Origin of the sequence: Streptomyces sp. NPDC003456, assembly GCF_042878735.1 — a bacterium.
In the GTDB taxonomy this organism is placed as follows: Bacteria; Actinomycetota; Actinomycetes; order Streptomycetales; family Streptomycetaceae; genus Streptomyces.
Genome location: NZ_JBIAOK010000005.1, coordinates 369,829 through 382,707, shown reverse-complemented (window position 1 = coordinate 382,707; position 12,879 = coordinate 369,829). Strand labels below are relative to the sequence as shown.

The 12,879-nt window shown below is 74.3% G+C and carries 12 protein-coding genes and 1 pseudogene; 8 read left to right on the top strand and 5 right to left on the bottom strand.

Going from position 1 to position 12,879, the window contains the following annotated elements:
- Nucleotides 1–105: 105 nt before the first annotated feature.
- The gene (locus ACFYWG_RS22730; RefSeq protein ID WP_389203129.1) at nt 106–1,596 is read right to left on the bottom strand and encodes a cellulose binding domain-containing protein; all 1,491 of its coding nucleotides are present in this window, start codon (nt 1,594–1,596) and stop codon (nt 106–108) included.
- Nucleotides 1,597–1,828: 232 nt separating this feature from the next.
- Nucleotides 1,829–3,151, bottom strand: coding sequence for a radical SAM protein (locus ACFYWG_RS22725; protein ID WP_383500288.1), 1,323 nt, complete (start codon nt 3,149–3,151; stop codon nt 1,829–1,831).
- A 393-nt stretch (nt 3,152–3,544) separates the two neighbouring features.
- Here ACFYWG_RS22725 and ACFYWG_RS22720 point away from each other — a divergent pair, with 393 nt between their 5' ends.
- Nucleotides 3,545–4,801, top strand: a complete 1,257-nt coding sequence (locus ACFYWG_RS22720; RefSeq protein ID WP_383500291.1) for a D-arabinono-1,4-lactone oxidase — start codon at nt 3,545–3,547, stop codon at nt 4,799–4,801.
- Nucleotides 4,802–4,822: 21 nt separating this feature from the next.
- On the opposite strand, the gene ACFYWG_RS22715 is transcribed toward ACFYWG_RS22720, so the two are convergent.
- Nucleotides 4,823–5,173: a helix-turn-helix transcriptional regulator gene (locus ACFYWG_RS22715; RefSeq protein WP_376325365.1), complete on the bottom strand. Its 351-nt coding sequence runs from the start codon at nt 5,171–5,173 to the stop codon at nt 4,823–4,825.
- Between the two features lie 131 nt (nt 5,174–5,304).
- On the opposite strand from ACFYWG_RS22715, the gene ACFYWG_RS22710 reads away from it, so the two are divergent.
- From ACFYWG_RS22710 to ACFYWG_RS22685, 6 genes and pseudogenes are all read left to right on the top strand, one after another.
- Nucleotides 5,305–5,835, top strand: coding sequence for an STAS domain-containing protein (locus tag ACFYWG_RS22710; protein ID WP_383500294.1), 531 nt, complete (start codon nt 5,305–5,307; stop codon nt 5,833–5,835).
- Between the two features lie 63 nt (nt 5,836–5,898).
- Nucleotides 5,899–6,131: pseudogene (locus ACFYWG_RS22705) on the top strand (transcriptional regulator); the annotation flags it as partial.
- A gap of 580 nt (nt 6,132–6,711) precedes the next feature.
- Nucleotides 6,712–7,089 (top strand): DUF2267 domain-containing protein, encoded by a 378-nt coding sequence (locus ACFYWG_RS22700; RefSeq protein ID WP_383500297.1) that lies wholly within the window; start codon nt 6,712–6,714, stop codon nt 7,087–7,089.
- Between the two features lie 209 nt (nt 7,090–7,298).
- The gene (locus tag ACFYWG_RS22695) at nt 7,299–7,625 is read left to right on the top strand and encodes a DUF2795 domain-containing protein (protein WP_383500300.1); all 327 of its coding nucleotides are present in this window, start codon (nt 7,299–7,301) and stop codon (nt 7,623–7,625) included.
- Nucleotides 7,626–7,668: 43 nt separating this feature from the next.
- On the top strand, nt 7,669–8,172 hold the full coding sequence (locus tag ACFYWG_RS22690; protein WP_385417591.1) for a hypothetical protein: 504 nt from the start codon (nt 7,669–7,671) through the stop codon (nt 8,170–8,172).
- Between the two features lie 210 nt (nt 8,173–8,382).
- Nucleotides 8,383–8,958: a TetR/AcrR family transcriptional regulator gene (locus ACFYWG_RS22685; protein WP_383500306.1), complete on the top strand. Its 576-nt coding sequence runs from the start codon at nt 8,383–8,385 to the stop codon at nt 8,956–8,958.
- Between the two features lie 188 nt (nt 8,959–9,146).
- Here ACFYWG_RS22685 and ACFYWG_RS22680 read toward each other — a convergent pair whose 3' ends face one another.
- Complete coding sequence (locus tag ACFYWG_RS22680) at nt 9,147–10,241, bottom strand: family 43 glycosylhydrolase (protein ID WP_389203124.1); 1,095 nt, start codon at nt 10,239–10,241, stop codon at nt 9,147–9,149.
- Nucleotides 10,242–10,565: 324 nt separating this feature from the next.
- The gene (locus ACFYWG_RS22675; RefSeq protein WP_389203122.1) at nt 10,566–11,681 is read right to left on the bottom strand and encodes an aminoglycoside phosphotransferase; all 1,116 of its coding nucleotides are present in this window, start codon (nt 11,679–11,681) and stop codon (nt 10,566–10,568) included.
- Between the two features lie 207 nt (nt 11,682–11,888).
- On the opposite strand from ACFYWG_RS22675, the gene mmuM reads away from it, so the two are divergent.
- The gene (gene mmuM / locus ACFYWG_RS22670) at nt 11,889–12,803 is read left to right on the top strand and encodes a homocysteine S-methyltransferase (protein WP_385417582.1); all 915 of its coding nucleotides are present in this window, start codon (nt 11,889–11,891) and stop codon (nt 12,801–12,803) included.
- Nucleotides 12,804–12,879: the final 76 nt, after the last annotated feature.

The window sequence follows — 12,879 nt, the reverse complement described above, 5'->3', positions numbered from 1 at the left end:
GCTCGTCGCAATGACAGCCATCGGTCGACACCTCCTCGTTCCTCGATCGGTCCTGCGCCTGCGGCAGCGACCGGCGTCACCGTATCCCGTGACGGCCCGGCCGCGTCAACCGCTTTTCGCGCAGGCGTGCCCGTTCAGCGTGAAGCCGTACGGCGGGGAGTTCGTGCCGCGCCAGGAGGCGAGGAAACCGAAGCTCAGCTCGCCGCCCGCGGGCACGGCTTTGTTGTAGTCGGCGGCGGTGGCGGTGACGCGGGAGCCGTCCTGGGAGACGGCGGCGTCCCACATCTGGCCGACCTGCTGCCCGTCGCGGAAGGACCAGGACACGCGCCAGGTGTCCAGGGGCCGGGCGCTGGTGACGGTGACGGTGGCCTGGAAGCCGTCGGGCCACTGGTTGACCAGGTCGTACGCCACCCGGCAGGCGGGCGGCCGACTCGGCTCGGGCCGGGGCGTGGCGCGCTCGGTGGGCGAGGCGGTGCCCTGCGGCCCGGTGCGGCGCTTCTCGCCCCGCGGGGAGCGGGGGGCGTCCGGCGCGCGCGTGCCCACACGGGCCGTGCCGGAGGGCTGGGAGGTCGCGGGCGGCAGCGAGGGGGCGGAGGGCAGGGACGGGCGGGGGTCGGCGACCGGTTCGCGGCCGCCGTCGCCGCGGGCGGTGAGGTCCTCACCGGAGCCGCCGAACGGCATCAGCGTCACACCGAGCGCGAGGGCGGAGACCAGGACGGCGGCGACGAGCAGCCCGTTGCGCGCGACCCGGGCCTTCTGCGCCCCCTCGTGCGGGTCCGTGTCGGGCGGGCCCGGGCGGCCGGCCCCGAGCCGCACCTCGGCGGCGCGGCGGCGGCGCTCCAGGTAGGCGAGGCCGCCCCAGCCGATCACCCCGCCGGCCAGTGCCCCGGGCAGTCCGCCGCCGTGCAGGCGCAGGCAGGCGGCGGCCTCGGCGCACTCGACGCAGGTGGCGAGGTGGCGGGAGAGGTCGCCGGGGGTGTCGGCGGCGGCGGAGCGGGTGACGGCGTCCAGGAGCCGGGCGTAGCTGCGGCAGCGGGCGTCCATCGGGGTGTCGAGGTGGTTGCGGTGGCAGCGGTCCCGGAACAGGGTGCGCACCTGCTGCAGTTCCTCGGCGGCGGAGGCCGGGTCGAGGCCGAGGCGGCGGGCGACCGTGGGCAGCGGGAGTGCCTCCGCCTCGGCGAGCCAGAGCAGTTCGGCGTCGGCCTGCTGCAGGTCGCGCAGTCCGCGCAGGGCGAGCGGGCGCTGCAGGGGCGGTCCGGTGTAGCGGGCGGCCTTGTCGGAGTGGAGCCACAGCCGCAGGTCGGGGTCGAGCTTGTGGCCCTGCCCGGCGTCCTCCCAGGCGGCGGCGGTGGTGCGGACGGCGGTCAGCAGCAGGGGGATGCGGGGCAGCCGGGCGTGGCGGCGGCCGGTGCCGCGGACCGGGCCGGCTTCGGCCTCGCGGGCCTCGCGGATGCCGAGCGCGAACGCCTCCCGGGCGAGCTGTGCGGCGGCGGTGGAGCCGGAGGTGCACAGGTCGGCGTAGGCGAGGACCGCGTCCCAGCACTCGGAGAACAGCGCGGCCTCGGTGGCGTCCTGAGGGGTCGGCAGGTCGGGCATGTGTCTCCTGCATCCACAAGCGAGATCAACTCACCACATCGGCAAAGGAGTTGGGGGGAACCTCGCGGCAGGGCCCGAGCTTTTCACGCCTCCCGCACAACTGACAAGCGCCCTGTTCAGATGTGAGAACAGGGCGGCCGCGCCCCTCGGTCCCGTCCACCGGTGCCGTACGTGCGCGTCCGCCCTGTCGACTCACCGCCGCACCGTTCGGAGGGGCGGTGTCATCGAAGTGTTATGGAACGGCGGTGGGTTCGTCCGCCGGGAGGCTGTCCATGAAGGAGCTGACGGAGAACACCGCGTTGCCGGCGCCGGGCGGGCCGTAGCCGGGGGGCGAGGAGAGCCCGAAGTCCTCCATGGTCTGCCGGTACGCCTGGAGCAGCCGGATGTGGTACTCCAGCGGCGCGCCCTGCGGGTTGGCCTTGCCGAGCGGGGTGGTGGGCTCGGGGCACCAGGTGGTGAAGCGGGGCGTGATGCCGTGCGACATGAAGAAGCGCAGGCCCTCGGTGGTGGAGGCGATGGCCTCGTCGACGGTCTTGAAGCCGAAGGGCTCGGCCATCTCCACGCCCGCCACGAAGTTGGGGATGACGTTGCGGGCGCCGAAGATCTCCGCCGAGTCCAGGATGCGCTTGTGCCACTCGTCGCGGCCGACGTAGCGCTCCTTGCCGGGGCAGTACATCTTGAACAGGTACTCGTCCCACACCTCGTAGTTGGGGTGGTAGATCTGCACGCCGTAGTCCTTGAAGCGCTGGACGTCGTCGCGCGGCAGCGCCTGGGCCACGACCTTGCCGATCCAGCGGCCGGGGAAGCGCTCCTCGATGGCCTTGGCGTAATGACCGTAGAAGTCGGCCTCGTCGCGGCCGGAGACCGTCTTGGTGATGGCGCCGCCGGTGAGGGTGTACGCGGTGGAGGCCTTCGCCGTGTCGTAGCGATCGATGATCTCCAGGGCCTCCAGCACCTCCTCCACGTCCTTGACGCCGGTGTAGGGGCGGCCCGCGGCCTTGTGCTGGCGCCAGTTGTGGTTGATGTCGCAGTACTGGCACTCCTCCTTGGCGCCGAAGTACTGGCAGACGCGGAACACCGTGAGGTAGATCAGGTAGCCCCACTGGATGGTCGGGGCGACCTCCATGACGGACTTCCCGCTGGCGAGGGTGTGCCGGTAGTACTCGGGCATCGGCGGCACCCCGACGTCGGAGATGCGCTTGCCGTCGAGGTAGAGGCCCAGCACGCCGTCCTCGTTCGCGGCGACGCGGTAGGGGGAGGCGGGGTTCACCCGCACCGAGACGACCGTGCGGCGCAGGTCGTACGGGCCGCCGGTGAGGATGATCTCCTCGGGCGGGCGGCGCAGCGCGGCCTCCCCCAGCTCGGGCAGCGTGCCGTGGTCGAAGGAGAAGATGAAGTACGACTTCGGCTTGACCTCGCCGCCCTCGTTGTCGCTGAGCGCGGACGGGTCGAAGGCGACGCCGCCGCGCAGCAGGTCCTCCTTGAAGACGGCTTCCCGCGGTACGTGCGGGAACCGCTCCATCAGATCCTCGACCAGCGCGGTTCGGCTGCCCATCCCGTCTCTCCTCCCGGTGCGGACGTACGACTCCTCACGGTATGCCCATCGGCGTGCGTGCCCGGTACCGGGTCCCCCCGAGCCGGGAGAATGCCCCGTTTCCCCGGTTCCGCACGGGCTGCGTCAGGCTTCGCGTTCCAGTGTCGCCCAGTCGCCGGCGCAGGGGTCGGTCAGGGCCGAGGGGCACCCGTTGCCCGCAGACGCTGACGCTGACGCGAGGGGGATCTTACGGCTCGGGGCATCGCCTGCGCGGCGGCCCGCGACCCGGGCGGAAACCGCTTGCTGCGCGGTGACGACCGCAGGACCGGCCGCCGCCTGCCGCGATCGGATCCGGCCGGGGTAGGTTCCGGCGAGGGCTTACCGCCCCCTGCTGCCTCGGGGAAGGACGACGCGATGAACGGGACCGTGACCAACTGGGCGGGGAACATCACCTACGCGGCCAAGGAGCTGCACCGGCCGCCCTCGCTCGACGCCCTGCGCGCACTGGTCGCGGACAGCGACCGGGTGCGGGTGCTGGGCAGCGGCCACTCGTTCAACCGGATCGCCGAGCCGGGCCCCGAGGGCGTACTGCTGTCGCTCGCCGCCCTGCCGGCGGAGGTGGACGTCGACGCCGCGGCCCGCACGGTCCGGGTCGGCGGTGGCGTGCGCTACGCCGAACTGGCCCGGCAGGTGCACGCACACGGCCTCGCGCTGCCCAACATGGCGTCCCTGCCGCACATCTCCGTGGCCGGGTCGGTCGCCACCGGCACCCACGGCTCGGGCGTGCTCAACGGCCCGCTCTCGGCGCCCGTGCGCGAGGTGGAACTGGTCACCGCCGACGGCTCGGCGGTGACCATGGGCCGGGGCGAGGAGCGCTTCGGCGGGGCCGTCACCTCGCTGGGCGCGCTCGGGGTCGTCACCGCGCTCACCCTGGACCTGGAGCCGGCCTACGAGGTGGAGCAGCACGTCTTCACCGAACTGCCCTTCCGGGGGATGGACGCGGGCACCTTCGAGACGGTCATGGCCACGGGCCACAGCGTCAGCCTCTTCACCGACTGGCGGGAGCCGGGCTTCCGCCAGGTGTGGCTCAAGCGGCGCACCGACCAGCCGCTGCCCGCCTTCCCCTGGGCCGCTCCCGCCACGGAGAAGATGCACCCGGTGCCGGGAATGCCGGCGGTCAACTGCACCGAGCAGTTCGGCACGCCGGGGCCCTGGCACCAGCGACTGCCGCACTTCCGCGCCGAGTTCACGCCGAGCAGCGGGACGGAACTGCAGTCGGAGTACCTGCTGCCGCGCGGGCACGCCGTCGAGATGCTGCACGCGCTCGACGCGATCCGGGAGGCCGTCGCCCCGGTGCTGCAGACCTGCGAGGTGCGCACGGTGGCCGGTGACGACCAGTGGCTGAGCCCCTCGTACGGCCGGGACACCGTCGCGGTCCACTTCACCTGGGTCGCGGACACCCCGGCGGTGCTGCCGGTGGTGCGGAGCGTGGAGGAGGCGCTGGCCCCCTACGGGGCGCGGCCGCACTGGGGGAAGGTGTTCACCGTTCCCGCGTCCGCCCTGGGCGGGCTGTACCCGCGCATGGCCGACTTCCGGGCCCTGGCCCGCGAGCTGGACCCCCGGGGGACCTTCGCCAACGCCTTCGTCCGGGAGGTGCTGGCCGAGGGCTAGGACTGGGGCTGGGACTGGGGGTCAGGCGGTGGCGTGCGGGCGGTCGCCGGCGGCGGGGGCCCGGTCGGCCTCGTCCTGGACCAGCAGGGACAGCAGGGACGCCACGGTCACGCCCAGGCCGGCCTCGGCCGGGTGGCGCAGCACCTTGCCGGGCTCGATCCGGTAGGTGTTGGTGCGCCCCTCCCGGGTGTGGGAGAGGTATCCGTCCTGCTCCAGGTCGGCGATGATCTTCTGCACGGCCCGTTCGGTGAGCCGGCAGTGGGCCGCTATGTCCCGGATGCGGGCGCTGTGGTTGTCGGCGATCACCGCCAGCACGCGCGCGTGGTTGGTGAGGAACGTCCATCCGGTGTGGGGTTCGGGCACTCCGTCCATGCCTCAACTCTAGCGACAGAACATTCACGCACTCAAAAACACGCACTCTGTTTCATGTATTGGTTGACGTGCCTGGGCCGGAGGGGCACCCTGTGAGCGGAGGACGAGGCGAGCGGAGGGAGGACGAGGCCGTGCCGGAACCTGCGAACGCCGCGGGGTCCCGCACCCGGCCGGCCGCCGTGGAGGCGGCGGGCGCCGGCGCGCGGGTGGCCCTCCCGGCCTGTCTGGCGGAGCTGGACGTCAGCGCGGACGGCGACCGGACGACGGTGACGCTGCGGGGCGAGCTGGACCTGGGCGCCCACCGGCTCCTGCCCGACCTGCACGCCGCGCTCGCCCTCTCGGGCAGCGGCATCGACCTGCGGTTGGACGGCGTGGCGTTCATCGACTGCGCCGGGCTGTACGTGCTGCGGGACCTGCGCGAGCGTGCCCGGGAGCAGGGCAGGACGGTGACCGTCCGCGCCGGCAGCCCGGCGGTCGAGCGGCTGCTCGCCCTCACCGGCACCCGCGCCCTGTTCACCGGCCCGCAGCAGGGCCCGGACCGCGCCGCACCCCGGCCGCGGATCGTCCGGCCCGCCGAGGGCCCCGCCGCCGACCGCGGACCCGGTACGGCCCGCCGGCGGCCCGACCGCGGCACGGTCGCGGCCTTCGCCCCGGCTTCGTAGCCTCGCGCCGCGCCGGTGCCGACCCTTGGCCCGCCCGGCTGCCCGGGAGGGGTGGGGAACCCGGTGAAGCGCACCTCACGCGACACCCGCGCCGCGAATCGCTACGAGGTGCTGCGCCAGACCATCGCCGAGCCACCCACCTCCCGCCAGGAGTTGGCCGCCGCCACCGGGCGCAGCCTGGCACGGTCGCCACGCTCGTCGGCGAGCTGCTCGACCTCCGTGTGATCACCGAGGCCGGTTTCGAGGACTCGGCGGGCGGCCGCCCGCGGGGCCTGGGGGCGCCGGAGACCGTGGGCCCGAGAAGCGGCAGGTCCGCCGGCCCGCGGAACGACAGGCGCCTCACCGCGCCCCGCAGCCGCGCCACGCTTCCGACGCCGTAGTGGCGTCGACGACGCCCCGCTGCGACTCCGCGCCCCGTCAGTCCCGGATCAGCCGGCACACCTTCCGCGACCGGGTCGCCCGCCGGGCTATCGGCGCAAGAGTTGACACACGGGGTCCGCCGGAGGCGACCACCGCCCGTGCCGGGCCCTGTCGCCGCTTGCACTGGGGGGTCCAACGCGTTCGATGGCTTTGGTACCGCCGGGGGCATGCGGCGGACTGCCCGTGCCGGGAGCCTGGACCGACGGGCAGAGGCTCCGAACGTCCAGCCGCGCGGAGGCGCCATGGCATGCATCGGCACTCCTGGACCGTTGACCGTCCTCCCCGGGTGACCGGATGCCGCGCCACCATCGCGAGCCGACGAGCTGGCTGACTTCCTGGACGACCGTCAACGGCTGCGCCGGACCGCGCTCCACCGGAGCGTGGCGAGGCCCTTCCCGACACGAGAGCCGTTCTCCCCTTCGGGACCGCGGTGACAAGAACACGAGGAGACAGCTCATGGACTACGAGACCTTCATCGACACGGTGTCCCGCCGCTCCCACGTCCCCCGGGACAAGGCGGAGGGCCTCACCCGTGCGACGTTGACAACCCTGGCCGAGCGGCTCACCAGGGGCGAGGCGGACGATCTAGCCTCGGAGCTGCCCAAGCCGCTGAAGACACCCCTCATCGCCCCGACACCGGAGGCGGAGGGCTTCGGACTGGAGGAGTTCGTCGACCGGGTGAGCCGGCGTTCCGGCCTGGGCCCGGACGAGGCGCGCGAGGGAGTGCGTGCGGAACTGAGCACCCTGCGCGACGCGGTCAGCGACGGCGAGTTCCGTCAGGTGCTGGCGCAGCTGCCCACGGAGTTCGGCGAGCTCGTCGACGCCGGGGGCTAGCGAGGCGACATGACGTTCTCCTCGACCTCCTCGACGCGGCTCTCCTCGGCACCAGGGTCAGCTTTGCGCCGCCGCCACCAAGCGACCCGCGCACTCCGCCGGAGCCAGTTCACCAGCAGAACGGAAATAAGGGACAAAGCGCGTAAGGATGAGCGGTGCCAGGGTACTCGGCGGCCTCGAGACCCCCACACCGGAACGGAGACCGAGCCATGGCACACCACACGAGTGCCCGGGAGGTCGTGGACGCCCTCAAGGACGTCGACTTCCCGGCGACCAAGGACGAGCTGGTCGAGGCCGCCCGCAGGACGGGCGGCGGATCGCGGGAGGTCGTCGCGGCGCTGCGCGCCATCCCGCCGGACGAGTACGCGAACAAGGACGAGGTGGCTCGGTCGGTGCGGGTGGACCCCGCCTCGGATCTCGACCTGAGTCCCGCACAGCGCGCCCAGCAGGCACGCAAGGGCGGCAGGCCGGGCCAGTCCCAGCACCTGCGGGACGCGCCGAAGCCGCCCATCCAGGAGGAACTGGACGGCGGCTGACACGAACGCCGGGAACAGCGGAGCACGAGGACGGGAGAGCGCCATGGCCGGCAAGAAGATGGAAGGCAACGAGGAGGAGCGCAGGGCCGCGGCTCGTGAGGCGGCGGCCGCCGGCGAGAGGCCCAGCGCCCGCAACGCGACCACGGGTGCCTCCAAGCAGCGGACGCATCTGCGCGGCTCCGAGACGCACGACGAGCGGATCGCGGCACAGCACCGCGGCAAGCAGCAGTGGCGGCCCGGTGATCTGGCGGAGGAGCCGATCAAGGACCCGGCGGCGGCAGGCGCGGAACGGACCTTCGTCGAGGACGAGCGCCAGGAGTACACCCAGGAGCACGAGCGGGTGTTCCAAGCGGTGTCGGCATCGCAGGCGGCCCACGACGGCGAAGCCGTGCTCCTGGACGACATCGCCCGGCGGGCGGACATACCCCCGCACGAGACGCGGGCGCTGCTGCACGATCTGACGCGAGTGCACCGCCTGGTGACGGAACTCGCGGGAACCGACACTCCCGACATGGGTCCCCGCTGGGAGACCAAGCCCCGGCTGTGACCCGCACACTCACCCGGTCACGTCCGGCGCCGCACCCGCGTAGCGACCGCGCGCGCTGCGGCGGTGCCCTGTGCTGTTCGTCGGGCCGACAGTTGGGGTGGTGTACCGGGCCCGCCCGTCGAGCGCGCCCGCCGGGGCCGCGTACTACGCTCGTCCCCCGGCTGCGCCCGCAGCCGCCCGGCCGCCCCGAGAGGTCACCCCGACACGCCCATGCCCAGAGCCGGCCTCACCCCCGACCGCCTCGTGGCGGCCGCAGCCGACCTCGCCGACGAGGCGGGCCTGGAGAACGTGACCCTCTCCGCGCTGGCCCGCCGCTTCGGCGTGAAGGACGCGAGCCTGTACACGCACGTGCGCGGCCTCGCGGATCTGCGCGCCCGCCTGGCCCTTCTGGCCGGCGGCGAGATGATCGACCGCATCGCGGCGGCGGTCGAGGGCCGCGAACCCGGCCGGGACACCCTGGGCGCCTTCGCGGCCGCCTACCGGGCGTACGCCCTGCGGCATCCCGGCCGCTACGCCGCCACCCAGATCACCCTCGACCCCGAACTCCTCGCCGACTCCCCGGCGATGCGCCGGACGGCCGAGGTCACCTACGGCATGCTGCGCGCCTACGGCCTCCGGGAACCCGACCTCACCGACGCCGTGCGCCTGCTGCGCAGCACCTTCCACGGGTACTGCGCGCTGGAGTCCACCGGCGCCTTCGGCGCGCCCCGTGACGTCCAGACCTCCTGGGACCGGGCGATCGACGCCCTGCACGTCCTGCTCGGCAACTGGCCCCGCGGCGGCTGAGGCCCGGCAGGGCCTGGGGCGCCCCGGTTCCGGTCGGGGCGCCCCAGGGGCTCGGAGCGGAGCGAGGTCGGCACCGCGGCCCACCTTGCCGGGTTCCCCTGGTGCGGAACCGTACTCACGCTGCGGGCAAGGCAGTTGACGGCGGGCCGTGCACAAGTGCACGGCGGTGAGCAGCGGGGCGTCCGCGGTCAGCCGCGCAGGGGGGCCGTGTCGGCGACGGGAATGCCGAAGTCGGGCGTGCCGTCCGCCTTCCAGCCGAGTCTCTGCACGCGGGTGTGACGGTTCGGGTCGTTCAGCGGGTCGCCGACGATGTCCTTGTACTGCCGGGCGTGGTAGACGAGGACGTCGGTGCGGCCGTCCTCGGCGACCGTGAAGCAGTTGTGGCCCGGGCCGTACTGCCTGGTCGTGTCGTTGCTGGTGAAGACGGGGACCGGTGACTTGGACCAGGACCCGGGGTCCAGGAGCCCGGCGCGGGCGTCGGCGGTCAGCAGGCCCACGCAGTAGTGGGAGTCGGTCGCGCCGGCCGAATAGGTCATGAACAGGCGGCCGTTGCGCTTCAGGACGTAAGGCCCCTCGTTGACCTTGAATCCGATGCACTCCCAGTCGTACTCGGGGGTGGACAGCCGCACCTGCGGGCCCTTCAGGGTCCAGGGGTTCGCCATCTCCGAGAGGAAGAGGCCGGTGTTGCTGTCCGTGCCGGGCTCGTGCTGGGCCCAGGCCAGGTAGCGCCGGCCCCGGTGGCTGAAGGTGGTGGCGTCCAGGGCGAACGTCTCCCAGGCGGTTCTCAGCTGCCCCCTCTCCACCCAGGTGCCCCGGAAGGGGTCGGGGTGGGCGTTCTCCAGGACCCAGATGCGGATGGCCCACACGTCCTCGGCGGGGGCGGAGGCGAAGTAGAGGTACCACGTGCCGCCGATGCGGTGCAGTTCGGGCGCCCAGATGTGCGCGCCCATGGGCCCGGTGGGGTGCGCGCGCCAGAGGACGGACTCGGCGGCGGTGGCCAGCCCGGCCAGGGTGCGGGAGCGGCGCAGGACGAGGCGGTCGTACTCGGGCACGGTGGCGGTGAAGTAGTAGAAGCCGTCCGTGTGCCGGTGGATGTGCGGGTCGGCGCGGTTGCGGACCAGCGGGTTGACGAAGGGCGCGGGCTGCGGCCGTCCGGCCGGGGCGGCCGCGGCGGTGCCGGGCGGGGCGGGGGCGGCGGCGAGGGCGCCGGCGGCTGCGGCGCCCAGCAACAGGGTTCTGCGGCTGGGCGGTTCGGGCAGAGCGTGGTCGCGGTCGCGGCTCATGCGGGGGGCTGCCTCTCGGTGGGGGACGAGCGGAACGGGCCGGTGACGGAATGTCTGACGCGGGCGGGTCGATATGTCGAACGGCATCTGCCATTCCGAACGCTGGAAAGGTAAGGGGGTGGCACGAGCAGGTCAACGCCTCGGACGCGACGAACCGGGATGGGTACCCGGTGACGGGAACGGCCGTGGGGCCGGCGCACGGGTGCGGGACGCGGCGCCGGACCGGTGCGTCGATGCCCGGACGTCCCGGCGCACCCCACGACGGCGCGGTACGGCAGCTCGGCGATTCGGGCCGTGGCCTGCCTTCCGTGGCGTCCCGGCGGCTCAGCGGCCGCTGGGCGCCTGCGGGAACCCGAGCTGCGGTGCCAGGATCCTGGCCTCGGCCGCCCGCTCGGCCACGTACGCCAGGACCAGGGCCAGTTCGCGGGGAGGCACACCGGCCGCGAGCAGGCCCGCAGTGCCGTGTCCCGCCCGTGCGGCGTCCGTCCCCGTCACCAGGGCCGCGGCGAGCCCGCCGTACCTCACCGCCGACGCGCACACACCGAGCCGGACGAGGTGCTCGTCGCCCCGCCAGCCACTCGCGCGCAGACCGTCCAGGTAGGCGTCGTACGCCGTCTTGGCCAGCCCCGGGAGTCCGGCGGCGGGCAGGCACCGGCCGAGGACGCACTCGGGGAGGTAGGCGCCGAGGTCCTCGCCGAGGGCGCCGTCGCCGGCGAAGGCCCAGTCCAGCAGGACACTCGCACCGGCGCCGTCCCGGACCAGGTGCGCCGGCCGGTGGTCGAGGTGCGAGAACGCGCGGGGCAGCGACTCCATGACGGTGAGGAGCCACGCGCGGTCGTGGTGGAGGCGGAGCATGTCCTCGCGCAGGCCCGGCGGGACGTGCTCGCGGACGCGGGGATGCCGCCATGCCTCGTCGTCGAGCAGGGCCTCGCCGGCCCTCCCGTCCGAGGCGCGGTCCCGCAGGAAGTGCTGCGACAGCCAGGGGGCGTCCTCCCCCGCACCCACCGCCCCCTGGGCCGCGCCGAGGCGGTGGGCGTGGTCGGTGTGCCGGGCGGGCGACCAGGCCGTCGCCGGTTCGCCCCGCACGTCCTCCAGCCACAGCGCGACGTCGCCGTCCGGACGTTCGACGCACTCCAGCAGGCGCGGCGCCCGGATGCCGTGCGGCTGCCAGAGGCGGGCGAGGCCGGAGCGGTGGAGCCAGGCCTCGCGGCGCCAGAAGTCCGGGTGCCGGGGGTCGTTCGACGCGGACCAGGCGACGCTCGTCTCCCGCGTCCGGGTCAGCACCTTCAGGACGGCCGACCGTCCGCCGGCGCCGACCCTCCACACTCCGGCCGTGCCGCCGCCGCGCGGATCGTGGGTGAGCGGTTCGAACACCGCCCGGTCCGCGGGAACTCCCAGGACCTCGCGTACTTCGGCATGTGCGGCAGCGACCTCGGGCATCCCCCGATGCTATGCCGCCGCCCTCGCTGTGTCCCCGCGTCCCCTCGGTCCCACGGGGAAGCACCCGTGCGCCCCGCCCGGCGGCCGCCCGGCCTGCGCCCGCGGGGCACCGGCCGGGAGAGGACGTCCCACCCAGCGGACGAGCCGTCCATCTAACGGACACCGGTGGCTGGGTTCCGGCACGGGAGGTGGACTACCGTCGTCCGCATGACCGGCTCCCCCGCCCTCGCCGACGCCCTCGCCTCCGGGACGGTGGTCCTCGACGGCGGCATGTCCAACCAGCTGGAGTCGGCCGGGCACGACCTGAGCGACGCGCTGTGGTCCGCCCGGCTGCTCGCCGAGCGGCCGGAGGCCGTCACCGAGGCGCACCTTGCCTACTTCCGGGCCGGTGCGGACGTGGCCGTCACCGCCAGCTACCAGGCGACGTTCGAGGGCTTCGCCCGGCGCGGGATCGGCCGTGACCGGGCCGCCGCGCTCATGGCGCTGAGCGTGGAGGCGGCCCGGGAGGCGGCCCGGCGGGCGGGCGTCTCCCGTCCGCTGTGGGTGGCGGCGTCGGCCGGTCCCTACGGCGCGATGCTCGCCGACGGCTCGGAGTACCGGGGGCGATACGGACTGACGGTCGGCGAACTGGAGCGCTTCCACCGTCCGCGTCTGGAGGTCCTGGCCGCCGCGGGCCCGGACGTGCTGGCGCTGGAGACCGTCCCGGACACGGACGAGGCGGCGGCCCTGCTGAGGGCGGTGCGCGGCCTCGGGGTGCCGGCCTGGCTGACGTACACCGTCGCGGACGGGCGCACCCGGGCCGGCCAGCCGCTGGAGGAGGCCTTCGCGCCGGCCGCGGAGGCGGAGGAGGTGATCGCGGTGGGGGTGAACTGCTGCGCGCCGCAGGAGGTGGAGGCCGCCGCCGCGACCGCCGCCCGGGTCACCGGCAAGCCGGTCGTCGTCTACCCCAACAGCGGTGAGACCTGGGACGCGCGGGCCCGCTCCTGGACCGGTGAGGCCACGTTCACCCCCGACCGGGTGCGGTCCTGGCAGCAGGCGGGGGCCCGCCTGATCGGCGGCTGCTGCCGGGTGGGCCCGGAGACCGTCAGGCAGATCGCGGGGGCGGTCGGGGCGCCGGCCTGAGCGGCCTCCGCCCGGGCCGCGGGCCGGCGCGCCGGGGCGTTGCGCTGCGCCCCGGCCTCCGGACACGACGGGCCGG